Origin of the sequence: Verticiella sediminum (assembly GCF_007558815.1) — a bacterium.
In the GTDB taxonomy this organism is placed as follows: Bacteria; Pseudomonadota; Gammaproteobacteria; order Burkholderiales; family Burkholderiaceae_B; genus Verticiella; species Verticiella sediminum.
The window spans coordinates 1-22,509 of the sequence record NZ_VLTJ01000022.1; the positions used below are offsets into that span (position 1 = coordinate 1).

The 22,509-nt window shown below is 63.8% G+C and carries 20 protein-coding genes and 1 tRNA gene; 8 read left to right on the forward strand and 13 right to left on the reverse strand.

Features of this window, described 5'->3' with window-relative positions:
- Positions 1–454 precede the first annotated feature (454 nt).
- Positions 455–730, forward strand: coding sequence for a site-specific integrase (locus tag FOZ76_RS10800; protein ID WP_143948273.1), 276 nt, complete (start codon positions 455–457; stop codon positions 728–730).
- A gap of 190 nt (positions 731–920) precedes the next feature.
- On the opposite strand, the gene FOZ76_RS10810 is transcribed toward FOZ76_RS10800, so the two are convergent.
- Both FOZ76_RS10810 and FOZ76_RS10815 read right to left on the reverse strand, forming a co-directional pair.
- A tRNA-Ile gene (locus FOZ76_RS10810) sits at positions 921–999 on the reverse strand.
- A gap of 130 nt (positions 1,000–1,129) precedes the next feature.
- Positions 1,130–1,990: an IclR family transcriptional regulator gene (locus FOZ76_RS10815; RefSeq protein ID WP_143948274.1), complete on the reverse strand. Its 861-nt coding sequence runs from the start codon at positions 1,988–1,990 to the stop codon at positions 1,130–1,132.
- Positions 1,991–2,326: 336 nt separating this feature from the next.
- Between FOZ76_RS10815 and FOZ76_RS10820 the strand changes: the two genes are divergently transcribed.
- The 3 genes from FOZ76_RS10820 (at position 2,327) to FOZ76_RS27485 (ending at position 6,137) form a co-directional block, all read left to right on the forward strand.
- The gene (locus FOZ76_RS10820; protein ID WP_143948275.1) at positions 2,327–3,295 is read left to right on the forward strand and encodes a Bug family tripartite tricarboxylate transporter substrate binding protein; all 969 of its coding nucleotides are present in this window, start codon (positions 2,327–2,329) and stop codon (positions 3,293–3,295) included.
- Between the two features lie 122 nt (positions 3,296–3,417).
- Positions 3,418–5,754 (forward strand): cytochrome P450/oxidoreductase, encoded by a 2,337-nt coding sequence (locus FOZ76_RS10825; RefSeq protein WP_143948276.1) that lies wholly within the window; start codon positions 3,418–3,420, stop codon positions 5,752–5,754.
- 215 nt (positions 5,755–5,969) lie between these two features.
- Positions 5,970–6,137: a hypothetical protein gene (locus FOZ76_RS27485; RefSeq protein ID WP_170235388.1), complete on the forward strand. Its 168-nt coding sequence runs from the start codon at positions 5,970–5,972 to the stop codon at positions 6,135–6,137.
- Positions 6,138–6,176: 39 nt separating this feature from the next.
- Here FOZ76_RS27485 and FOZ76_RS10830 read toward each other — a convergent pair whose 3' ends face one another.
- From FOZ76_RS10830 to FOZ76_RS10840, 3 genes are all read right to left on the reverse strand, one after another.
- Positions 6,177–6,989, reverse strand: a complete 813-nt coding sequence (locus FOZ76_RS10830) for a family 1 encapsulin nanocompartment shell protein (RefSeq protein ID WP_143948277.1) — start codon at positions 6,987–6,989, stop codon at positions 6,177–6,179.
- Positions 6,986–8,017, reverse strand: a complete 1,032-nt coding sequence (locus tag FOZ76_RS10835; RefSeq protein ID WP_143948278.1) for a Dyp-type peroxidase — start codon at positions 8,015–8,017, stop codon at positions 6,986–6,988. Before FOZ76_RS10835 ends, FOZ76_RS10830 begins: the two co-directional genes overlap by 4 nt.
- A gap of 241 nt (positions 8,018–8,258) precedes the next feature.
- Positions 8,259–9,158: a LysR family transcriptional regulator gene (locus tag FOZ76_RS10840; RefSeq protein ID WP_143948279.1), complete on the reverse strand. Its 900-nt coding sequence runs from the start codon at positions 9,156–9,158 to the stop codon at positions 8,259–8,261.
- Between the two features lie 102 nt (positions 9,159–9,260).
- Between FOZ76_RS10840 and FOZ76_RS10845 the strand changes: the two genes are divergently transcribed.
- The 3 genes from FOZ76_RS10845 (at position 9,261) to argE (ending at position 12,610) form a co-directional block, all read left to right on the forward strand.
- On the forward strand, positions 9,261–10,460 hold the full coding sequence (locus FOZ76_RS10845; protein ID WP_143948280.1) for an MFS transporter: 1,200 nt from the start codon (positions 9,261–9,263) through the stop codon (positions 10,458–10,460).
- 44 nt (positions 10,461–10,504) lie between these two features.
- The gene (gene dkgB / locus FOZ76_RS10850; protein WP_143948281.1) at positions 10,505–11,308 is read left to right on the forward strand and encodes a 2,5-didehydrogluconate reductase DkgB; all 804 of its coding nucleotides are present in this window, start codon (positions 10,505–10,507) and stop codon (positions 11,306–11,308) included.
- A gap of 141 nt (positions 11,309–11,449) precedes the next feature.
- Entirely contained in the window at positions 11,450–12,610 is a 1,161-nt protein-coding gene (gene argE / locus FOZ76_RS10855) for an acetylornithine deacetylase (protein ID WP_143948282.1), read from the forward strand.
- 147 nt (positions 12,611–12,757) lie between these two features.
- On the opposite strand, the gene FOZ76_RS10860 is transcribed toward argE, so the two are convergent.
- The 8 genes from FOZ76_RS10860 to FOZ76_RS10895 all read right to left on the reverse strand — a co-directional run bounded on the left by FOZ76_RS10860 (position 12,758) and on the right by FOZ76_RS10895 (position 20,499).
- On the reverse strand, positions 12,758–13,411 hold the full coding sequence (locus tag FOZ76_RS10860; protein WP_143948283.1) for a cupin domain-containing protein: 654 nt from the start codon (positions 13,409–13,411) through the stop codon (positions 12,758–12,760).
- 578 nt (positions 13,412–13,989) lie between these two features.
- A complete protein-coding gene (locus FOZ76_RS10865) occupies positions 13,990–14,964 on the reverse strand; it encodes a D-2-hydroxyacid dehydrogenase (protein WP_143948284.1) in 975 nt (324 codons plus the stop codon).
- 20 nt (positions 14,965–14,984) lie between these two features.
- Complete coding sequence (locus tag FOZ76_RS10870) at positions 14,985–15,761, reverse strand: class II aldolase/adducin family protein (RefSeq protein ID WP_143948285.1); 777 nt, start codon at positions 15,759–15,761, stop codon at positions 14,985–14,987.
- Between the two features lie 59 nt (positions 15,762–15,820).
- Positions 15,821–16,630, reverse strand: coding sequence for an ABC transporter ATP-binding protein (locus FOZ76_RS10875; RefSeq protein WP_170235389.1), 810 nt, complete (start codon positions 16,628–16,630; stop codon positions 15,821–15,823).
- Between the two features lie 4 nt (positions 16,631–16,634).
- Positions 16,635–17,669: an ABC transporter ATP-binding protein gene (locus tag FOZ76_RS10880; RefSeq protein WP_211366198.1), complete on the reverse strand. Its 1,035-nt coding sequence runs from the start codon at positions 17,667–17,669 to the stop codon at positions 16,635–16,637.
- Positions 17,666–18,520 carry an ABC transporter permease gene (locus FOZ76_RS10885; RefSeq protein ID WP_143948287.1) on the reverse strand — a complete coding sequence of 285 codons (855 nt, stop codon included), beginning with the start codon at positions 18,518–18,520 and terminating at the stop codon, positions 17,666–17,668. Before FOZ76_RS10885 ends, FOZ76_RS10880 begins: the two co-directional genes overlap by 4 nt.
- Positions 18,521–18,526: 6 nt before the next feature.
- Positions 18,527–19,474: an ABC transporter permease gene (locus tag FOZ76_RS10890; protein ID WP_143948288.1), complete on the reverse strand. Its 948-nt coding sequence runs from the start codon at positions 19,472–19,474 to the stop codon at positions 18,527–18,529.
- A complete protein-coding gene (locus FOZ76_RS10895) occupies positions 19,468–20,499 on the reverse strand; it encodes a pyridoxal-phosphate-dependent aminotransferase family protein (RefSeq protein ID WP_246129450.1) in 1,032 nt (343 codons plus the stop codon). Before FOZ76_RS10895 ends, FOZ76_RS10890 begins: the two co-directional genes overlap by 7 nt.
- A gap of 321 nt (positions 20,500–20,820) precedes the next feature.
- On the opposite strand from FOZ76_RS10895, the gene FOZ76_RS10900 reads away from it, so the two are divergent.
- Positions 20,821–22,464, forward strand: coding sequence for a peptide ABC transporter substrate-binding protein (locus tag FOZ76_RS10900; protein WP_143948290.1), 1,644 nt, complete (start codon positions 20,821–20,823; stop codon positions 22,462–22,464).
- Positions 22,465–22,509 lie beyond the last annotated feature (45 nt).

The window sequence follows — 22,509 nt, forward strand, 5'->3', positions numbered from 1 at the left end:
CCCCGGAAGCCGATTTCCGCGGAGTTGGCTTCGCCCGCCATCGCACTCGAGTACGCCCGCCTGGCTCGGCGCGAGGGAATCGAGCACCTGCAGATCGCCCGGCGCCGAGACGACGGTGAGGGCGCGCATTGGGAACCCGCTGAAGCGCAGCCGTGATCAACAACGGGTTTCGTTATTTCTTCCCTTGATCGTGATGCCACTTGACGGCGAAGAACATGCCGGCGCCCAGCACGAGAATCTTGAACGCAATGAAGACTATAGGGAACCAATCCATCTCTTTTGTCCAAACCATCGTCGAATCTGGCTTCGATCATAACCTTCCCGGCCGCGCCCAGGTGCGCATGGTCGACAACAGCGCCAGCCCGCCACCGGCTGTAGCTCTCATCGCCGCGAACGCGACGACGCCATCGGACTGCTCTCATGGCATGAGCGCGCTCGGCGCGACGCAGGCGGTGTGCGCGCAAACCGCGAGCTCGCCCCTTTCAGCCATATTTTCAACTATGCACGTGAGATCGGACTCACAGCAGCCCCCAAACCGAGCGCCGGCGTGCGGAAAACACGCGAGAAAGGACGCGATGTTTATGTCGAGGACGATATTTATCGGCGCGTCTATGAGAAAGCCGATGAGCCACTGCAAGAGGCGCTCGACCTTGCCTATCCAACTGGCCAGAGACCCGCGGACACGCTAGCGATCGACGAGCGCGACAGCCGCGAAGGCGGGCACGGATAAAGCCGAGTCGGCGGGCGATATCCGCCAAGCACAAAAGCAGCTTGGCCACCGCTCGGTGGCAACGACCGAGCGGTACGTGCGCGGTCACCGTGGCGACAAGGTTGGCCCGACAAAATAGGTTTTGCGGAGCGAGCCGGATTTTGCGGAGCGCGGGCCGACACCCGCCCATCCCGCAAACCCGCAGAAATTCTGGTGGGCCCCCCGAGAGTCGAACTCGGCACCAACGGATTATGAGTCCGCTGCTCTAACCAGGCATGAGCTAGAGGCCCGAAAAGCCTGGGATTGTATCCGCAAGTGCGTCATCACTGAAATAGCCGCACGCGAACACGTACGCCCGCCGGCCGCTCCGTTCCATACCGCCTGCTGCAAGGGCGGGCCTGGCTCTCACGGCGACACGCGCTACGCCGCCCCTTCGCTCCCCACCCGCCCGGCCTCCTCCCTTGGCCCGACGCCTTCGTACCCCAGCGCACGGCTGACCGCGTCGACCTCGGCGCGCACCGCGCGCGCGTTGGCGCCGTCGATGCCCGCATCGAAGCCGCCGCTGGCGCCCAGCGCAGTGAGGACGGCCACGACGCGGCCGGTGTAGTCGTGGATCGCGGCGGCGACGGCGCTGATGCCGGGCAGGTTGGTATCGCGTACGCTGGCGCAGCCGGCCTGGCGGACCTGTCGCTGCAGGGCGCCGATGGGGTCGTCGGGGTCCAGGGTGGCGCGCCGCGCCGGCGGCGCGGCCGCGAGTTCGGCCTGAGCCAGCATGGCGACGCTGGCGTCTTCGGCCATGCCCAGAAAGGCGCGTCCGGTGGCCGACCACAGTACCGGCAGCACGGAGCCGGCGCGCACGTTGACGGTGACGGGCAGGCCCGGTTCCTCGAAGCGCAGGATGGTGGGCCCGAGATTGCCCATGACGGCGATGAAGCAGGTGACCTGAAGGCTTTCGCGCAGGCGCACGAGCGAGGCCTCGGCATAGCGCACCGGATCGATCTGGCGCATGGCGGCCAGGCCGATCTCGATGGCGGCGGTGCCCAGGTAGTACTGCTGGGTACTGGCGTCCTGGGCGACGAGGCCGCCCTCCATGAGGCTGACCAGGTACCGATGCACCTTGGCCGGGCTCTCGCCGATGCGGGTGGCGAGCGCGCTCAGGCCGGCGCGTCCGCCAAGCGTGGCCAGCCCCTTGAGCACCTGGATGCCGGTCTCGGCGGCCTGCACGCGCTGGCGCCGATCACGGGCGCGGGGGGCGGGGGAGGAAGGAACGGCATCGGACATGGCAGGGACTTTCGGCGATCGGAAACGGTGGGCCGCCCCGGCGAGACGGCGAAAACGGGGACATCCGGGGCGCCAACCGCGCCGGGCCCGCAGCCCTGTACGCAAGCCACCGTGCGACAGGGGCCGGGCAAGCCAGCGCGGCCGCGCCCGGGTGATGCCCAGGCCCGGCAGCGCCCTGCGACGAGCGAGAACGGCTGCAACGCCAGCGTGCCGGCGCCATTCTACGTGGCTGCCGGCGCCGCAGTCCGTCTAGGGAAAAACCCCATTATTCAATTACGCAATGCGTATTATATTTACGCATAAGCGCAAAGCGCACAACCATAACCTGGGTGGACCATGAAGAGACTCTTTAGCTGTGCCCTGCTTGGCCTGGCCGCGATCACCGGCACCGCCGTCGCCGCGGACGCCAAGTTCCCCGAGAAGCAGATCCGCTGGATCGTGCCCTACCCGGCCGGCGGCGGCTCGGATTTCCTCGCCCGCACGATCGGGCAGGCGCTGGCCCAGCGCACCGGCCAGAATGTGCTGGTGGACAACAAGCCGGGCGGCAACACCGCCATCGGCGCCGCCGAGACCGCGCGCGCCGCGCCCGACGGCTACACCGTGCTGTCGGCCGACAACGGCACGATGGTGTTCAACCCGGCCCTCTACAGCAAGCTCACGTACGACGTGAAGGAACTCGCGCCGGTCACGCTGATGGGCCAGTTCCCGATGATCCTGGTGCTGGGCCCGGGTACGCAGGCCGAGGATGCTCAGGCCTTTCTCGCCGAAGCCAAGGCGAGCGGCGCGGGCCTGAGCTACGGTTCAGCCGGCGCGGGCAGCCCGCACCACCTGGCGATGGAGCTGCTGATCCAGGAAGCCGGCCTGAAGATGAACCACGTTCCCTACCGCGGCGCGGCGCCGGCGCTCACCGACGTCGCCGGCGGCCAGGTGCCCGCCATGATGGTCGACCTGGCCGCGGGTGCGGGCTTCATCCAGGGCGGCAAGGTCCGCCCGGTGGCCGTGGCCAACCCGGAGCGGCTGCCTCAGTTGCCCGATGTTCCCACCTTTGCCGAGCTCGGCCTGCAGGGTGTCGAAGCCGCCGCGCAGGTGGGCATGGTCGTGCCCGCCGGTACGCCCGAGAACGTCATCGCCCAGCTCAACGAGGCGGTCGTGGGGGCGATCAACACGCCCGACGTGCACCAGCGGCTCGTCGAGTTCGGCGTACAGCCCGTCGGCAGCTCGCCGGCCGAATATCGCGCGCTCCTCGACAGCGAGACGCAGCGCTGGCACCAACTGATCCGCGAAGTCGGCATCACGCTGGATTGACCGCTCCAGATCGGGGCGCGCGGCGAGCGCCGAACGCCCTCTCACCCGCGGCGCTGGATACAGCCGCGGGTGCTGTCGTTCCCGAATGCGGTGTCGTACGCGCGGCACCTGGAGGTTTCCCCATGAGCACTACCACCCCCGTCTCCCGCTGCCCGGTCGCCCATGGCGCTGCCGTCGACCAGGCACCCAACGGCTGCCCCGTCAGCGCGCGAGCCGCCGCGTTCGATCCGTTCGGCGACGGCTACCAGCAGGACCCGCCCGAATACGTGCGCTGGGCGCGCGAGCAGGAGCCTGTGTTCTACAGTCCGAAGCTGGGCTACTGGGTGGTCGCGCGCTACGACGACATCAAGGCCGTGTTCCGCGACAACCTCACCTTCAGCCCGTCGATCGCGCTGGAGAAGATCACGCCCACCGGCGACGAAGCCAACCAGGTGCTGGCCTCGTACGGCTACGCGATGAACCGCACCCTGGTCAACGAGGACGAGCCGGCGCACATGCCGCGCCGCCGCCTGTTGATGGAACCCTTCACGCCCGAGCACCTCAAGCACCACGAGCCGCTGGTGCGCAAGCTCGCGCGCGAGTACGTGGATCGCTTCATCGACGACGGCCGCGCCGACCTGGTCGACCAGATGTTGTGGGAAGTGCCGCTGACGGTGGCCATGCATTTTCTCGGCGTGCCCGAGGACGACATGGACACCCTGCGCCGCTACTCGATCGCGCACACCGTGAACACCTGGGGCCGGCCCAAGCCGCAGGAGCAGGTGGCGGTGGCGCACGCAGTGGGCAACTTCTGGCAGCACGCCGGGCGCATCCTCGCCAAGATGCGCGAGAACCCGGACGCGCCAGGCTGGATGCAGTTCGGCATCCGCATGCAGAAGGATCACCCCGAGGTGGTCACCGACTCCTATCTGCATTCCATGATGATGGCCGGCATCGTCGCCGCGCACGAGACCACCGCCAACGCCACGGCCAACGCGATGAAGCTGCTGCTGCAGCATCCGCAAGCCTGGCGCGACCTGTGCGAAGACCCCGGCCTGATTCCGAACGCGGTCGAGGAATGCCTGCGGCACAACGGCTCGGTCGCGGCCTGGCGGCGGCTGGTCACGCGGGATGCGGTGGTCGGCGGCGTCGCCCTGCCGGCCGGCAGCAAGCTGCTCATCGTCACGTCCTCGGCCAATCACGACGAGGCCCACTTCGCCGACGCCGACTTCTTCGACATCCGGCGCGACAACGCGAGCGATCACCTCACCTTCGGCTATGGCTCGCACCAGTGCATGGGCAAGAACCTCGCGCGCATGGAGATGCAGATCTTCCTGGAGGAGTTCACGCGCCGGCTGCCGCACATGCGGCTCGCCGAGCAGCAGTTCACCTACGTGCCGAACACCTCGTTCCGCGGCCCCGAGCACCTGTGGGTGGAATGGGACCCGGCGCAGAATCCCGAACGCCGCGATCCGGCGCTGCTGGCCGCCACCTCACCCGTACGCATCGGCGAGCCTTCACGCCACGCCATCACCCGCAGCGTGCGGGTCGAATCCGCCACGCGCGCGGCCGACGGCGTCGTGCGCCTGCGCCTGGTGTCGCCCGACGGCCGCGCGCTGCCGCGCTGGACGCCCGGCTCGCACATCGACGTGGAATGCGGCGACCCGGAACGCTCGCGCCAATACTCGCTGTGCGGCGATCCGGCCGACAGCGGCGCCTATGAGATCGCAGTGCTGCACGAGCAGGACGGGCGCGGCGGCTCGGCCTGGATACACCAGGAGCTGAAGGCGGGCGACAAGCTGCGCATCCGCGGCCCGCGCAACCACTTCCGCCTGGACGAGAGCGCACAGCGCCTGATCCTGATCGCCGGCGGCATCGGCATCACGCCGATCAGCGCGATGGCGCGCCGCGCGCGCGAACTGGGCATGGACTACACGCTGCACTACGCCGGCCGCGCGCGCCGCTGCATGGCCATGCTCGACGAGCTGGCCGCGCTGCATGGCGAGCGGCTGCATGTCTATGCGGGCGACGAAGGCCGCCGCTGCGACTTCGCCGCGCTGCTCGCGACGCCCGAAGCGGGCGCGCGCATCCATGCCTGCGGCCCGGAACGCATGCTGCAGGCGCTGGCCGATACCTGCGCCCACTGGCCCGAGGACACGCTGCGCGTGGAGCACTTTCACACCACCCTGGCCGCCCTCGACCCGAGCAAGGAACACGCGTTCGACGTGGAGCTCAAGGATTCGGGGCTGGTGGTTCGGGTACCCGCGGACCAGACCGTGCTGAGCGCGCTGCGCCAGGCCAACATCGACGTGCAGAGCGACTGCAAGGAGGGGCTGTGCGGCTCCTGCGAAGTGGCCGTGCTGGCGGGCGAGATCGATCACCGCGACGTGGTGCTCACCCGCGCCGAGCGCGACGCCAACCGCAAGATGATGAGCTGCTGCTCGCGCGCCAAGGGAAAAAAGCTCGTGCTGGCGCTCTAGCGCAGTCGACGCTATGCGACAGTGATTTCACGACATCTGCGTCGACTTCCCGCAGGGGATGGCACCCTACCCGCAGTACGTAGGTTCCGCGATTGTGCGACGCCATGCCCGCCGACCGTGTAGTCGAATGGACTGAAAAGTGAAAGCAGGAAGGCCTGCGACAAGGCATCGGACAAGGCCGGGAACAGGGGCTGCGCGCGGGCCGGGTGGGGACTTTGCGCAACCAGCTCGCGGCCCGCTTCGGCGTATCCCTGCCCGCCTGGGTCAACGAGCGCCTGACGCAGGCCGGGGACGCAGAACTGCAGGCCTGGACTCTGGCCGTACTCTCGGCGCGCCGTCTGGAAGACATGTTCGGCGATGCCGGGGATGAGACTGCGGACTGAGCTGGCATGATGTCACCCGGCGGGGCGCCGCGCAGGGCTTCAGCGCTTGGCGGGTGCGTTGTCCAGGCGCACCGCCGCCTCGGTGGTGAGGGTGCGGAACGTCAGGCTCTCCTGCAGGTAGAGCGTGACCGAGGCCGCGTCGTGGCTCTGGTAACCGATCGAGAAATCCTGCCCGAGGTCCAGTTCGAAATCGCCGCCGCGCGTGGACAGCACCAGCCCGCCCTCGATGCCGGGCGCCCAGATCACGCCGCCCTCGACCATCCTCTCGACGTGTTCCAGGATCGGATAGCCATCATCGCTGCCGCCGCTGGCGAGCGTGTAGGCGCTCTGCCCCAGCACCAGCGCGTAGGGGCCTTCGACGCCGGCCAGGCGCAGCCGGCTGACCGCCTGGGCAACCGCGAGCGGGTAGGCGGCGACATCGGCGGGCAGGGTGACGGCGGCGTTGCTGGCCTCCTCGCGGATGCCGCGGATGCCGGCGGCGACGTAGCCGTCGAAGATGACGCTGTCTTCGGCGAACGCGATGCGCCGTGCGGCCTCCTTGAGCGGCTCCCAGTCGGAATCGAGCGAGCCGCGTTCGACGTCGTCGATGGCCTGGCGCGACAGTGTGAACGGCACGCGCAGCTCGACCAGCGGACGCACTTCCCGGCGCACGGCGTGCACGCCGTCAGCCGGCCCGTCGATGCGCTCCACGTGGCCGGTGCCGATCGCCGACAGGTCGAATCCCTTGGGACCATTCACGTCCACCACCTTGCGCCCGCCCAGGTGCCGCTTGAGCGTGCGCGCGGCTTCCTGCTCGATCTCGGCCCAGGCCGCGTCCGAAATGGGGGCGAGTTTTCTGTGCAGATTGTTCATGCCGTATGTCCATCCTTGAGTGAACCAATGCCAAGCGATCCGTCGGCCGGCGGCTGCGCCGTTTGCGCCGCCGGCGCGCCGGCCTCGGCCGGCTGCCCGGCGGCCAGCGTTTCCATGAGCGAACTGGAAGGTACGAAGAACAGCGTGCCCGTCACCGCGCGGCTGAAGTCGAGCAGGCGATCGTAGTTGCCGGGCGGATCGCCGATGAACATGTTGTCCAGCATGCGCTCGATGCGCGTGGGCGACTTCGCGTAGCCGATGAAATAGGTACCGAACTCGCCCTGGCCCACGTCGCCGAACGGCATGTTGTCGCGCAGGATCTGCAGCTCTTCGCCGTCCTCGTCGGTGATCGAGGTCAGCGCGTTGTGCGCGTAGCTGGGCTTTTCCTCGTCGCTCAGTTCGATGTCGGACAGCTTGCGTCGGCCGACGAAGCGCTCCTGCATTTCGACCGGCAAAGCGTTCCAGGCCACCAGGTCGTGCAGATACTTCTGGACGATGACGTAGCTGCCGCCCGCGAAGGCGGCGTCCTCGCCGCCGATCATGGTGGCGTCGATGGCTTCCTGGCCGGTCGGGTTCTCGGTGCCGTCGACGAAACCCAGCAGGTCGCGCTGGTCGAAGTAGCCGAAGCCGTGGACTTCGTCGAGCACGCTCGCCGCGGCGCCCAGCCGGCCGGTGAGCTGCATCGCCAGTTCGAAACACAGATCCATGCGCGTGGCACGGATGTGGAACAGCAAATCGCCGTCCGTGGCCGGGGCGTGGTGCACGCCGCGGATCTCGCGAAAGGGATGCAGCTCGCGCGGCCTGGGCGCGCCGAACAGGCGATCCCAGGCGTCCGAGCCGATCCCGGTCACACAGGTGAGCGCACTGTCGACGTTGCGAAAACCGACCGCGCGCACCAGGGACGGAATATCGCCCAGCAACGCGCGGGCGGCGCTCTCGGAGTCCTTGCCCGCGGCGATCTTCACGACGAGAAAGATCGCCGCACGCGTCAGCCCGGACTGAATGGCTTGTGGAATTGAAGGCGGCATGCCGCTCCTTGGCTGCAACGGCAGACCGGCGCGTTCGTACTGCGCGGCGGCGTGGCCCACCGGGTGAATCGGCGCCAGGCGCCGGTGACTGTCCATGCGTGCCGGGCAGGCCAATCAAAGCGCAAACGGCGCATGCCTGGCACACAACCGTAAAGCATAGACAGCCAGTGGCGTTGCCGTCCAGTCCTCCGCGCTACGGAATCGACAGCGCTGCGGCACCGGCAGCGCCCCGGGGCTGCCATCAGGCGGGCATCTCGGCGCGCCAGCGCTCGACCAGATAGTCGACGAAGGACGCGATGCGCGCAGCAAGCGGCGTATTGCGGTAGTAGACGGCATGAATGGGCTGGAACACGTCCTGCCGGACATCGGCAAGCACTTCCACCAGACGGCCGTCGCGGCAATCGCCGCGGGTCATGAAATCCGACAGGCAGGCGATGCCCAGGCCGGCGCGCGCCATGTGCAGCAGCGTCTCGCCGCTGGAGGCCGCGATGCTCGGAACGATCTGCAGGACGGCGCCGGTCTCGTCCAGCAGCGGCCAGGCATTCAGCGAGCGCGGCTGCGTGAAGCCCAGCCGCACGTGATCGGCCAGGTCGGCGATGCCCGCCGGCGCGCCGGCGCGGCTCAGGTAGCTTGGTGCGGCAACCAGCCGCAGCCGCGAACGGCCGATCGGCCGGGCATGCAGGCTGGAATCGGCCAGCGGGCCGATGCGCAGGGCGACGTCGGTGCGGCGCTCGATCAGATCGACGATGCCTTCGTTGGTGTCCAGTTCGAGCTGCACGTCGGGGTAGCGTTCGCGATAGCCGGCCAGCCACGGCACCACCACGTGCAGCAGGAAGGGGCTGGCCGCATCGACCCGCAGCCGCCCGGCCGGCCGCAGGCGGCGCAGACGCATCTGCTCCTCCAGGGCCTCGGCGGCGGCCACGATCGCGCGCGCCTGCGCGACGAAGGCCTCGCCTTCCTCGGTGAGTTCGAGGCGGCGCGTGGTGCGGCGCAGCAGCGTCACGCCCAGCCGGCGCTCGAGCCTGGCCAGCGCACGGCTGACCGCGGAGACGGCCAGCTCCAGGCGCTCGGCCGCGCGGGTCAGCGTGCCGGTATCGGCCACCGCCAGCAGCATCCGCATGTCGTCCAGCGTCGTATCCATGTTTTTTGCAGATTCAGCAAAAATGTTTATAGCCTACCGGTCTTCTTCGACAAAGACAAAAACGAGACACTGGCGGCCATCCTTTCCTTTCGGAGCCTTTCCATGCCTGCCGCCCTCTGGGCGCTCGCCCTGAGCGCCTTCGCCATCGGCACCACCGAATTCGTGATCGTCGGCCTCGTGCCCGTCATCGCCGCCGACCTCGCCGTCAGCGTGCCGTCCGCGGGCCTGCTGGTCAGCCTCTACGCCCTGGGCGTGGCCGTCGGCGCGCCCCTGCTGACCGCATTGACCGGCCGCGTGCCGCGCAAATGGCTGCTCGTTTCCCTGATGGCCGTGTTCACCGTCGGCAACGCGCTCGCCTGGCTGGCGCCCGACTACGGCACGCTGGTTGCCGCACGCCTGCTCACCGGGCTGACACACGGCGTGTTCTTCGCCGTCGCCTCGGTCATCGCCACCAGCCTGGTGCCGCGCGAACGCGCCGCGGCCGCCATCTCGCTGGTGTTCAGCGGCCTCACCATCGCCCTGGTCACCGGGGTGCCGCTGGGCACCTTCGTCGGCCAGCACCTGGGCTGGCGCGCCACCTTCCTGGTGGTGGCCGCGCTGGGCGCCGTCGCCTTCGCCGGCACTGCCCTGCTCCTGCCGCGCAAGCTGGCCCGGCCCGCGCCGGTCGGCCTGCTGCGCCAGCTCGCCGTGCTCGGACAGCCGCGCCTGCTGCTGGTCTATGCAATGACGGCGGCGGGCTACGGCGGCTCGTTCCTGGCCTTCACCTTCCTCGCGCCCATCCTGCAGGACCTGGCCGGCTACTCCGCGGGCGCGGTCAGCCTGGTGCTGCTGGGCTTTGGCGTGTCGGTGGCGCTGGGCAATGTCTGGGGCGGCCGCCTGGCCGACCGCATCGGCCCCATCCCGGCGCTGCTGCGCATCTTCGGCGGTCTCGCCGCCGTGCTAGCGGTGCTTTCCGTCACCGCGTCGCATCCGGTGCTCGTCGTACTCACGGTGCTGGTGTGGGGCGCCGTCGCGTTCGCCAACGTACCCCCTCTGCAGGCTTACGTCGTGCGCCAGGCCGAGAAATACGCGCCGCATGCCGCGGACGTAGCCTCGGGCCTGAACATTGCCGCCTTCAACCTCGGCATTGCGGCCGGCGCCTGGCTCGGCGGCGGTATCGTCGAACACGTCGGCCTGCGCCACACCGGCTGGCTGGGCGCGCTGGTCGTGCTGGGCGCCGTCGGCCTGACCGCCTGCAGCGGCTGGCTGGAGCGTCGCGGCGCGCGCCGCGATCGCGCCGAGCTCGCCTGCCAGCCGCAGTAAGCTCTTTACGTTCCGTTCATCCACTCGATACGAGAAAAATCCCCATGAGCATTCCCGCCTTCGGCCTCGGCACTTTCCGCCTTCAAGGCCAGACCGTCATCGACAGCGTACGCAACGCCCTGGACCTGGGCTATCGCGCCATCGACACCGCGCAGATCTACCAGAACGAGGCCGACGTCGGCCAGGCGATCGCCGAATCCGGCGTCGCCCGCGACGAACTCTTCGTCACCACCAAGATCTGGGTCGACCGCCTGGGTGCCGACAAGCTCGTCCCCAGCCTGAAGGAAAGCCTGCGCAAGCTGCGCACCGAACGCGTCGACCTGACGCTGATCCACTGGCCCTCGCCCGGTGGCGCCGTACCGCTGGACGAGACCCTGGGCGCGCTGGCCGAGGCTAGGCAACAGGGGCTCACCGGCCAGTTCGGCGTCTCCAACTTCACCATCGCCCTGCTGGGCGAGGCCATCGACATCGCCGGGCGCGACGCCATCGCGACCAACCAGATCGAAGTCAGCCCCTACCTGCAGAATCGCGCCGTGACCGCGTACGCGCGCGAGCAAGGCGTGCACATCACCTCCTACATGACGCTGGCCTACGGCAAAGTGATCCAGGACCCGGTCATCCAGCAGATCGCCCAGCGCCTGAACGCCACGCCTGCGCAGGTCGCACTGGCCTGGGCGCTACAACAGGGCTATGCGGTGATCCCTTCCTCAACCAAGCGGGCCAACCTGGAAAGCAACCTGAAGGCGCAGCAGCTCCGGCTGAGCGAGGCCGACATGGCCGAGATCGCCAAGCTGGACCGCAACGAGCGCCTGGCCAGCCCGGAAGGCATCGCGCCGGCCTGGGATTGAAAGCCAGGCTGCACATCGCGAGCCGTCCAAAGCAAGAGGTTTTCTCGCCTTATATTGAACATAAATTCAATATATTGTGCGAAAATCAAAGCGCGTCATCCCATGGGATGGTGCGTTCCGCCCTTCTTTCCGGTGACGGCCATGAACGACTCGCGCAGCCTCGACTATCTGAAAACACTCATCGGCTTCCCCACGGTTACCTCAGGTTCCAATCTGGACCTGATCGAATGGGTGCGTTGCGAACTGTCGCGCCACGGAGTCCCCTGCGAACTGGTCCCCGATCACACTGGCACCAAAGCAAACCTGCATGCCGTAGTCGGCCCATCCGACAAGCCTGGGATCATGCTCTCAGGGCATACCGACGTCGTTCCCGTGGCAGGGCAGGACTGGACCGTGCCCCCATTCGAAAGTACCGAACGGGACGGACGCATCTATGGCCGCGGGGCGGCCGACATGAAGGGCTATGTGGCCTGCGCCTTGAACGCCCTGATCGCGGCCAAACAAATGCCGCTGTCCCGTCCGCTGCATCTAGCCCTTTCTTACGATGAAGAAATCGGCTGTGTCGGCGTGCACAGCCTGCTTGACGTCCTGGTGCAACGGATCACACGCCCTTCCTTGTGCATCATCGGCGAGCCTACGTCCATGAATATTGCCCTGGGCCACAAGGGCAAGCTCGCACTGCGCGCTCACTGTCGCGGGCGGGCAGGCCACTCCGCACTGGCTCCAAAAGCATTGAACGCTGTGCATCTGGCCACCGACTTCATAGGAAGCCTGCGCCGGACCCAGGAGGATCTCGCCCGGCATGGCGCTCGCGACGACGACTATGAAATCCCGTACTCCACGTTGCACGTGGGAAGGATCAGCGGCGGAACGGCACTGAATATCGTACCCTCACTGTGCACACTGGATTTCGAGATCCGGCACCTCGCCGCAGACGCCCCCGATGAAATCCTCGACCGCCTCCAACTCGAAGCGAGCCATATCGTTCAGCCCCTGAAAGCCGCTTTCCCGGAAGCCGCAATCGATATTGAAACGATGAACGCCTATCCGGGCCTGAACACGGAAGCAGCGACCGAGGCGGCCCGACTGGTTGCCTTACTGCTACCTCCTTCCACGCGTACGTTCAAGGTTGCTTTCGGCACGGAAGGAGGGCTGTTTACTCAGCGGCTTGGTGTCGCCACCGTGGTATGTGGCCCTGGATCCATGGACCAAGGCCACAAGCCGGACGAATTCGTGAGTATCGAGCAGATGAGACAATGCGATGGATTCCTTGCCAAGGTGACTACCACCCTGGCGGCCTGACCGGCGAGAAAACGTATTCCTTGGGCCGGCCCGTCGCAGCAGAAAATGTCGAAGAGCGAGGCCTTCTGCCTTTCGGAAAAGCTGAACAAATAACGTGCAGACCGGCAACTGGCCAGGCAGGCTCCGGGACAAAAGACCAACGCGGCTCTAGAACAGCGCTGGCTTGAATGGAGAAATGATCCACAGCACCCGCATTGATTCGGCCGAATCGTTGTGCACACTGTGCGGGATCGAGCTGTCGAACTGAAAGCTGTCGCCCGGTTCGAGCAGGGCAGTCACGCCGTTGACGACCAGACGCAAAGTACCCTCCAGGACAACCCCCGCCTTCTGACCTGCCATGATGATGACATCCTGATTGGAACTGTGAGGGGGGAAGTGAATGATGATCATCTCAATGCCCTCCGCCCCGCCCGGGGAAAGCAGCTCTTTTTCCAACGGAATTTTACCCACAAGGAAACGGGGCCGATCCTGCCTGCGTCGCACGAAACCCAATGGCTCCGACGGTCCCGATGGAGCTTGAGAACCGCTGAAGACAGGCGTGTACTCCTCCAGAAGCTCACTGAGCGTCAGGCCCAGGGCGGCACGAAGGTTCTCGAGCAGTTTCAGCGACGGATTCGTCTTGTCACGCTCAATCTGGCTGATCATCCCGACCGACACACCCGATAGCTCCGACAATTGATAGATCGACAGCCTCTTCTGCTTGCGATGCGCGCGCAATCGCGCGCCAATGCTTCCTTGCTGGGCGGTCGACGGGCCATCGGAGTCGTCGATGGTGCTTTGCCGTGAATCGTTCGAGTGCATGTAGTCCTCAAATAAAACAGCCAGTCGCTACGCTGGTCGGCCCAGATCATAATGCTTGGCCCTAGTTGAGGCCCATCTGAATTCGACAACTTAGCGAATGATACAAAGAGTTTTTCAGTGTTGAAATTTTCGGATGTCCGAACGGCTCACCCTCTGTCAAGGTGCAGCGCGCCGCCACGGGACTTGCGCAAGCTCATGGACCGAAGGCGCTGCCCAGCAATTGCATAGTCACGGCCAGTTCGCTCTTGATCTGCTCGATCCAGTACGAAATGCCTGCCTCACCCCGCCCGCCTCGCCACAGTGCGCAGTTGAAAATTCTGCCCAGAAAACGAACCGTGCCTTCGGAGCCGGCACCATCGCTATACCGGTACCGCGGCGAACGCCACTATCGATCCCAACCGGCCGGATAGTCCGGCTGCCAGCCCAAGCGCGTCTTGCGCGCGAATGCACTCGACGAGCGTATCGCGAGTATCGACATCGCCGCCCCCGTGCGCCGCATTATGGAACCTGAGTAACCGCCGTCGCGCGACAGCCTCGAGGTCATCGGCGTTCAACGGCAGTAAAGCAATGAAGATCATTCAAGGCCCAACAATCTGGTTAACCAAAGGAAAATCTCCGGCCTGAATCCTCCTGACATTTTCGATCAGCACATCGATGATCCGGGCTTCCAGCGCGGCACTTTCCCCTGCGCTATGACTCGTGATGATCACGTTCTCCATCTTCCATAACGGGCTGCCGGGCGAGAGGGGTTCGGGATCGAAACAGTCCAACGCTGCGCCCGCAATCCACCCGTCCCGCAAGGCCGCAGTGAGCGCCTCGGCATCGACCATCGCTCCGCGCGATACATTCACCAACCATGCCTCGGGCGCCATGCGGGATAGGAAGCCACGGTTCACCATCCCCCGGCTGTGCGGCGTCAGCGCGTTGGCCAGCACCACGAATCTTGCCTGCGGCAGATGGGCCGCAAGACTCTCCATGGGCAGGCACCGAGCCTGGCCATGCCACTCCGGCTGAGCCACGTGTCCGGAAAAGATCGCGACCTCCATTTCCAGCGCCTGGGCAAGCCGGCTGATCTCTCGGGAAATGCTGCCAAACCCGATGACATGCATCCGCTGGCCCTTCAGTTCAAATTCCCGGCTCGCCCTTTCGCCGACCGGAAAGCGCCATCGTTCGTGGCCTTGCCGATCCCTGGCGAGATAGAGCTGGCGGGCGATGCTGAAAAGATATCCCATCACCTGTTCCGCGACCGCCTGCGCATTGAGCCCCCGAGAGCTGGCAAGCAGCACCCCCTGTTCCTGAAACATCGCTAGCGGAAATTGATCCGTTCCGGAGCTGGTGGCCTGCACCAGCTTCAGTAAAGGCATCGCCGTCAGAAGATCGTCTCTCCACAGGTTGGAAATGCACAGCACGTCGAATTCCGAAGCCCGCTCCAGAATCTCTTCGCGCGTTCGCATTTGTCGACTTGCCCATCCCGTGTTCCGGGAAGCGAACTCCTCTTCGAGCTGCAAGGTCTTGTGCGCAAAGCCTATCTGCGGCGCTGTATGGATTTTCACAATGTTCCAGATAGATCGAGCTACGAGACATAGTCCGGCTGCCGCTTGGTCAGATACCGCTTCAAGGCCTCGAAGTGATACTCGGCGTAGGTCCTGTCACCATAGTTCGGCTGCAACTTGCGCGTGGTGGTGTTGGTGCGCGCGGCCAGATCAGGCGAGATATAGTGCAACTCCCGATGGGTCCACATGGCGTACATCTGCACCTGTGCCACGCGCTCCATGTAGTACAAGCGATCGAACGCATGTGCAATGCTGCCCATCGTCAGAACGCCGTGATTGGCCATCAATACGACGGACTTGCCTGGATTCTGATTCAGCAGGGCCACATAGCGGTCACCTTCGTCCGTCGACACCGCCGGCCCTGTGTACTCATGGTCATAAACAAGGTGACGCAAAATGCTCAGTTCGGTCTGGCCGATGGGCCGGATGGTGGGATCCTTCAGACGGGACAGCGCTGCGCTGAAAGGCATGTGGGTATGGAATACCGCCTGCGCCGCCTCAACACCCTTATGAATGGGGGCATGGATGGCGAAAGCGGATTGCTCGACGTAGCCTTCACCGCTGACCACCTCGGCTGTCTCCAGATCCACTTCCATGAACGTGCTAGCGCAGACTTCCGACCAATGCGTCCCGAAAGGGATCTGGTAGTAAAGATTGTCGGTGCCCGGCACCCGGGCGGTCAGATGGTTGAAGATGCCTTCCGACATCCGGTACATGAACGCGATGCGATGGGCCGCGGCGAGGTCGGTTCTGGCTTTGCGACGCTCTGCTTCGATATCCGTCCTGATCTGGATCATGAGTTGCCTCTTGTGGGTAGGTGCATGTCTCGGATTTGCAGCTCTATTCCGTCGGCGCTTCACACCGAGACGCCGCGCCGGCGCGCTGGATCCGGCAAGGGCGATGAACTCAGGAGCAGGCGGGTGTACTCGTGTTTAGGCTGGCTGTAGACCTCGTGCACACTGCCAACCTCCACCAGATCACCCCGATACAGCACGGCGACGCGATCCGATATGTAGTTGACGACCGCCAAGTCGTGCGAAATGAACAGAAGCGTCAAACCCAGCTCTTTCTTCAATTGCACCAGGAGATTGATCACCTGAGCCTGGATTGAGACATCCAGCGCCGACACGGCCTCGTCAGCGATAATCAGCTTGGGCTTGCTCATCAAGGCTCGCGCAATGCCAATGCGCTGCTTCTGCCCGCCGGAGAATTCATGCGGGTACCGCTCCATATAGGCGGCAGGGATACCGACCAAGTCCAGGACCTCCTTGATGCGCTTCTCACGCTCAGCACCAGTGCGGGCCAGACGATGTACTTTCAAGGGCAACGACAGGATCTCCCGTACCGTGTGCTTGGGGTTCAACGAAGAATACGGGTCCTGGAAGATCATCTGCATATTCCGCCGCATCGTCCGGGCCTCTTCCGGCTTCAGGTTGGAAATGTCCTGGCCATCGAAATAGATGAAGCCCTCCGTCATGTCGGTCACCTTGAGCAGACATTTTCCGATAGTGGACTTGCCCGATCCCGATTCCCCGACCAGGCTCAAGACCTCGCCCTCGTTCACATGGAAAGACACCTGATTGACAGCCGTATGGAACTCCACCGGACGACCGATCAGATTGGTCTTGCTGGGGTACTTCTTCGTCAGGCTGACGACGTCAAGCAACTTCCTAGGCCTCATTGCTTTCCCCGTCATCTACGTTGTTGATCGTGCGCCAGTTCAGGCAGCGGACCCTTCGAGTCGGGGTCGCGAGCTCGACCTCCGGTTCCCTGGCGGTGCAAAGACTTTCCGTCACGTATCGGCATCGCGGCGCAAAGGCGCACCCAGACGGCAGCTTCGCCAGATCGGGGACATTCCCCGGGATGGAATACAGTTTCGGGCGTTCATCCGAGAGGCTTATGGCTGGAATGGAGCTCAGCAGCCCCTGGGTATAAGGCATCAGCGGCCTCCGGAACAGATCCATGACGCTCGCGTCCTCAACGACTTGGCCGCAATACATCACCATGACCCGATCCGCGATTTCCGCGACCACCCCCAGGTTGTGGGTGATGAAGACCATCGCCATGTTGTTGACCTCCTGCAACTTGCGCAGCAGATCCAGGATCTGGGCCTGTATGGTCACATCCAGCGCCGTGGTCGGCTCGTCAGCGATCAACACATCGGGATCGCAGGCGATCGCCATGGCGATCATCACGCGCTGCCGCATGCCGCCTGACAAATGATGCGGATAGTCCCGGGCAGTCCTGGCCGGATTGACGATGCCCACTTGGTCCAGAAGATGCAGCACTTTCTCGCCGCGTTCCTTGCGGGACAGATTGCGGTGAAAGTACAGCGCCTCGCCGATCTGGTCCCCGATGCGGTGCACGGGATTCAACGAGGTCATCGGCTCCTGGAAAATCATGGAGATACGGTCGCCACGCACGCTACTGATCTTTCGGATATCGTCGTTCAGGAGATCCAGCGACTGCTCTCCCGCGGTCAGCCGGGCACTGCCCGAGATGGCGCAGCCCGCCGAGCGCGATATGAGCCGCATCAGCGTCAGGCTGGCCACGCTCTTTCCGGAGCCGGACTCGCCTACCAAGGCCAGGGTTTCGCGCCTTTTCAGCGCGAATGAAACGTCGCGAACGGGCTGTATCGTTCCCTTTGCTGTCGCAAAGGAGACGCTCAGCTTCTGCACGTCGAGAACTGTGTCCGACATCGTCATTTGGCACTGCCTTTCGGATCCAGGGCAATGCGCAGCCCTTCGCCGATAAAGTTGAAACACGTCACGGATATCGCGATCAGCGCGCCAGGCAAAATAGCGAGCCAGGGTGCGGAGCTCAGCGACGACTGAGCGTTGTTGAGCATGTTGCCCCAACTGGGCGTTGGAGGCTGTATGCCAAAGCCCAGGAAGCTGATGTATGACTCCGCCAATATGGCGTGCGCCACGGTCAGCGTCGCCGCCACCAAGATGGGGCCAATGGCATTGGGCAGAATTTCCCTGAACATGATGTGCATGTCGCCGGCGCCAACCACGCGCGAGGCCGCTACGTAGTCCCGCTCACGCAACGACCTGACCTGCCCTTCGACAACACGCGTGACCTCCATCCATGAGCTCAGCGCCACTAGCACGATGATCGAACCCACGCCGGGTTTGATCAGGGCCGACAACGCGAGCAGCAGGAATATCGTGGGAAAGCAAAGCATGGCGTCCACCAGCCGCATGATCAAGGCTGAAATCACGCCCCGGTAATAGCCCGCGATCAACCCTAATGTGACCCCGATCATCGTGCTCAACAGCATGGAGAACAGGCCGACCGACAGCGAAATCTGGCCTGCCGTGATGAGGCGCGCCAATACGCTTCGTCCGAGTTCGTCCGATCCCAGCAGGAAGCCGTCGCTCAGGGGCGCCAGAAACCTCGATTTGAGGCTGATGCGCTTGTCATCAATGTCGACGAGCAGCGGCACCAATACGCAGGCTATCAACAGCATGCCCATCACCAAGAGGCTGGCGATGGCTGGTCGATAACTCAAGAACCGGACCAGCGCAGTATTTTTTCTCGTGAAACTCTTCATCTTGGATCAGTCGAGGCGAATGCGGGGATCCGCGATGGCGTATAGGATGTCGGCGATCAGGTTGCCCAGCAGCACCATGACCGAACTCAGCAGCAGAATCCCCATCACCACTGGATAGTCCCGGTAACTGATGGAATCCAGGAACAGCCGCCCCATGCCCGGCCAGGTGAACACCGTCTCGGTCACCAGTGCCCCACCGAGCAGACTGGGGAACTGCAGACCGAAAAGTGCGATCATGGGCAGGAGCGCATTGCGGATGATGTGCGCGAACAGAATCCTGTAGCGCGGAATGCCTTTGGCCAGCGCGGTCCTGACGAAATCCTGCGAAAGCACCTCGATGATCGAGGCGCGCATGTACCGGCTCCATGTCGCCATCATGATGATGGCCAGCACGCACGCCGGAGCCGCCAGATGCCATAACCGATCGACGAGGGTGTCGACGCCCGGTGAATTTCTGTTGCCCGCCGGCAGCCAGCCCAGCTCGATCGAGAAGAAATAGATGACGATGAAACCCAGCCAGAAGGACGGCAGGGAAATCAGCACCATCGACAGCGAGGTCGCGGAAACGTCGAACCACGAATCCTTCTTCAGGGCGGACACGATGCCGACCACGATCCCGATCAACATGGCCAGAGAGATGGCGGCGATCATCAACTCGAAGGTCGCGCCCAGGCGCGACCCGATGGCCTCCAGCACGGGCGCGTTGTCGCGGTAGGACCGCCCCCAGTCACCCACTGCAATGTGGCCAACCCAGGATGCATATTGCAACGGCAGCGGCTGATCGAGTCCGAGTTGGCGTTCCAGTGCGCTGATATCTTCGGCAGAAAGATTACCTCCCCCCATGACGCCCAGCGGGCCGCCAGGCGCCAGGTGCAAGATCGAAAACCCGATGATGCTGACGAGGATCAGCAGCAGGGCGGATTGGCATAGCCGCTTAGTAAGGAATTTCAGCATCCGGCTGCCTCTTCCTGAATGCCGGCGGCTTGCGCCTCAGCAGTGAATCGGTCGACCGCAATCTGCGCGGCACCCTTGCGGAACTTGATTCCCAGCAGCGCCATGCCCGCCTCCACGGAGGCAATGACGGAGAACACCATGCTGGCGTTGAAGTCGCCCATGTGCCGGATACGAAAAGAACACCCCTCCAATTCGCCCAACCCGGTAGCGACGACCACGTCGAAATGCCTGCGGACGAGCGATTTCAGCGCCCTCACGCCTTGCTGCTCATGCAGATACATCGCGGAGACAGAATTCGAAGCGTGAGTGCGGCTCTGGCAATAGAGGGAAAGCTGCCCCGGAATCGACCAGCCCTTCGTGAACCCGGCCCGCCGATGCGCCTGCATCGCCTTGTCGGACACCGTATTGAATCCCATGCCCACGGGAAGCATCAGTCCCTTTTGGCCAGTTCCCGGAAGCACGTCGACACCGAACCGGGCAGCATTGATGGGCATGCAGCCCATCGACGAAACTGCGTCCACCAGATACAGCGCCGGATGACCGTACTCATCGAGCAGATTGCGTACGGTCGACAGATCCTGGACGACTCCAGTTGCCGCTTCGTTGTGCACGAGGCATACCGCCTTGATGCAATGCCCCAAATCGGTGCGCAACAAGTCGGCCAAGCCCTGCGGGTCAAATTCTGTGCGTGGGGCTGTTCCCAGCAACCGCGCCTCCAGCCCCAACTCGCCTGCCGACTCATACCAGGCCTGCGCATGAAACCCGCTATGGATGAACACCACGCAATCGCCAGGACTGAAGAGATTGGTCAGCGCCGCATGCCAGGCGCCATGCCTTGACGAGGTGTACATCAGCAGCGCCTCGTCCGTCCCGACCAACTGCTTGAGTCGCCGTTGCGAGCGCGTAAACGCCGCCACCAGATCCGGATCACCCAGGTCGCTGGCCTCATGGGCAAGCGCCTGCAGTACATCGCTTGGATAGTTGGTCGGGCCGGGGCAGGCAAATAACTGAGTTCCAGTCTTCATGTTCACGGATGAGTTGATCCCGGTTCGTCTGCGCATGTCCGAACCCGCTGGGTCATGTCCGCTCATGAGGGCGGACGCAGCCACGCGGGCTAGTCATTCCATACATTTATTCAATTTATTGATTAAAGCAAAAACAGTGCCAAAACATTCCATATTTTTTCAATCTGAATTTTTTCTTGATAAATCAATGACTTTCTCTAAGTCATGCAAGAAAATCACGGTTTTTTGGCATGATGCTTGCTTATTTTTGACCGCAGATCGTCCGTTATTTCAATATAACGAACATTGCTTCTCACCCTTCACCCTACCCCAGAGGCCAGAATGCATGACGACACACTCGTACGCGTAACGGTGACACGCCGCACCCTCCTGCAAGTCTTGGCGGGGGCCAGCCTGTTTCCGTTCCATTGTTTTGCCGAAAGCGCCCCAAAAAAGGGCGGCCAGGCACTAATTGGGTACACGAACGAACCTGCGGTCCTCAATCCCTTGACCGTGGGTTTGTCCGTCGACCAGGGCGTGTGGTGGACGCTCTACTCGCCGCTCTGGGCGATTGACGAAAACGGCGAGTTCGTGCCCCGGCTCGCCAAGGAGGTTCCTACCGTAGCCAATGGAGGCATTTCAGCCGACGGGTTGCGTTGGCGCATCCGGCTGCGGGAGGGGGTGAAGTGGCACGATGGCCAGCCTTTCACCGCAGCCGACGTGGCCTACACGATCTCCCTGATCCAGAACCCCAAATTCAAGGCCGTCAACCGGAGCGGCCACATGTATGTCAAGGAAATTCAGGTCGTCAACGACCACGAACTGACCTGGACAATGTCCGAGCCGTTCTCGCCGTATCTATCGCTGTTGTCGTGGACATTCATCGTGCCCGAGCACATCGTAGCGAGCGCAGACGATCCCAATAACTCGAGTCTTAACAGCAAGCCCATCGGCACGGGGCCATTCAAGTTCGCCGAGCGCGTGACTGGCGACCACGTGACGGTCGAGGCCAATCCGGAGCACTTCGGCGAAGGCCCCTACCTCGATCGAATCATCTTCAAATACATCCCCGACATGAACGCCATGTACCACCAGTTCGAGTCGGGCAGCGTCGACTACTACGGCCTGTCGGGCATCGGTCCGGACAAATATGCAGGCTTGAAGGCTATGCCCAACAAGTCGGTGTACATTTCCGACCTCCCGGCCGTGATGAACATCACGCTCAACGTAGGGAACGAAATCCTGTCCAGCAAATCGGTGCGTCACGCGCTCTATTACGCCATGGACAAGCAGCCGGTCATCGATGAGCTGTACTACGGGCTGCCTCCCACCACGGAGTCGTATCTGCCGAGTGGCAATTGGGCCTACAAGCCCGATCTTCCCAAACATGAATTCAACCCGGAAAAGGCCAAGGAACTTCTCGAGGCTGAAGGGTGGAAAGTCGGTGCGGGCGGTATCCGCGCGAAGAATGGCAAGCGCCTGGAGCTGGTCCTGGCGACGACGGCCGGCAACCCCACGCAGGAACAGACTCAGTTGCTGCTGCAGCAGAACTGGCAGGATGTCGGCGTGGCGGTCACTATCAACAACATGCCCGGCGCCGTGATCTGGGGCGATTATTGGCTCAAATCGCAGTACGACATGCTGCTGACCTATACCAACGTCAACATCGCCAGCGATCCAAACCCCATGCAACGCTTCGGCAGCAAGTCAATCCCGGCGCAGGGCGGTACGGGATACAACGTTTACCAATACCAGAACCCTGAACTCGACGAGCTGATGGACGCAGCGCTGAGAACCAGCGAAATCCCCAAGCGCCGGGAGTATTACTTCAGGACGCAGGAAATCATGCGGGACGCCCTGGTGATGCTGCCGCTTTTCCAGATGGTCATGATAGAAGCCACCGACAGTCGGCTCAAGGGCTTCAAAGGCAACGTGAACGTGCTCGCCAACACCTGGAACGCCAACACCTGGCATTGGGAAAAGTGAGGCTCCGGTGTCCGGCATTTCGATCACCACAGCCATGCCAGACTC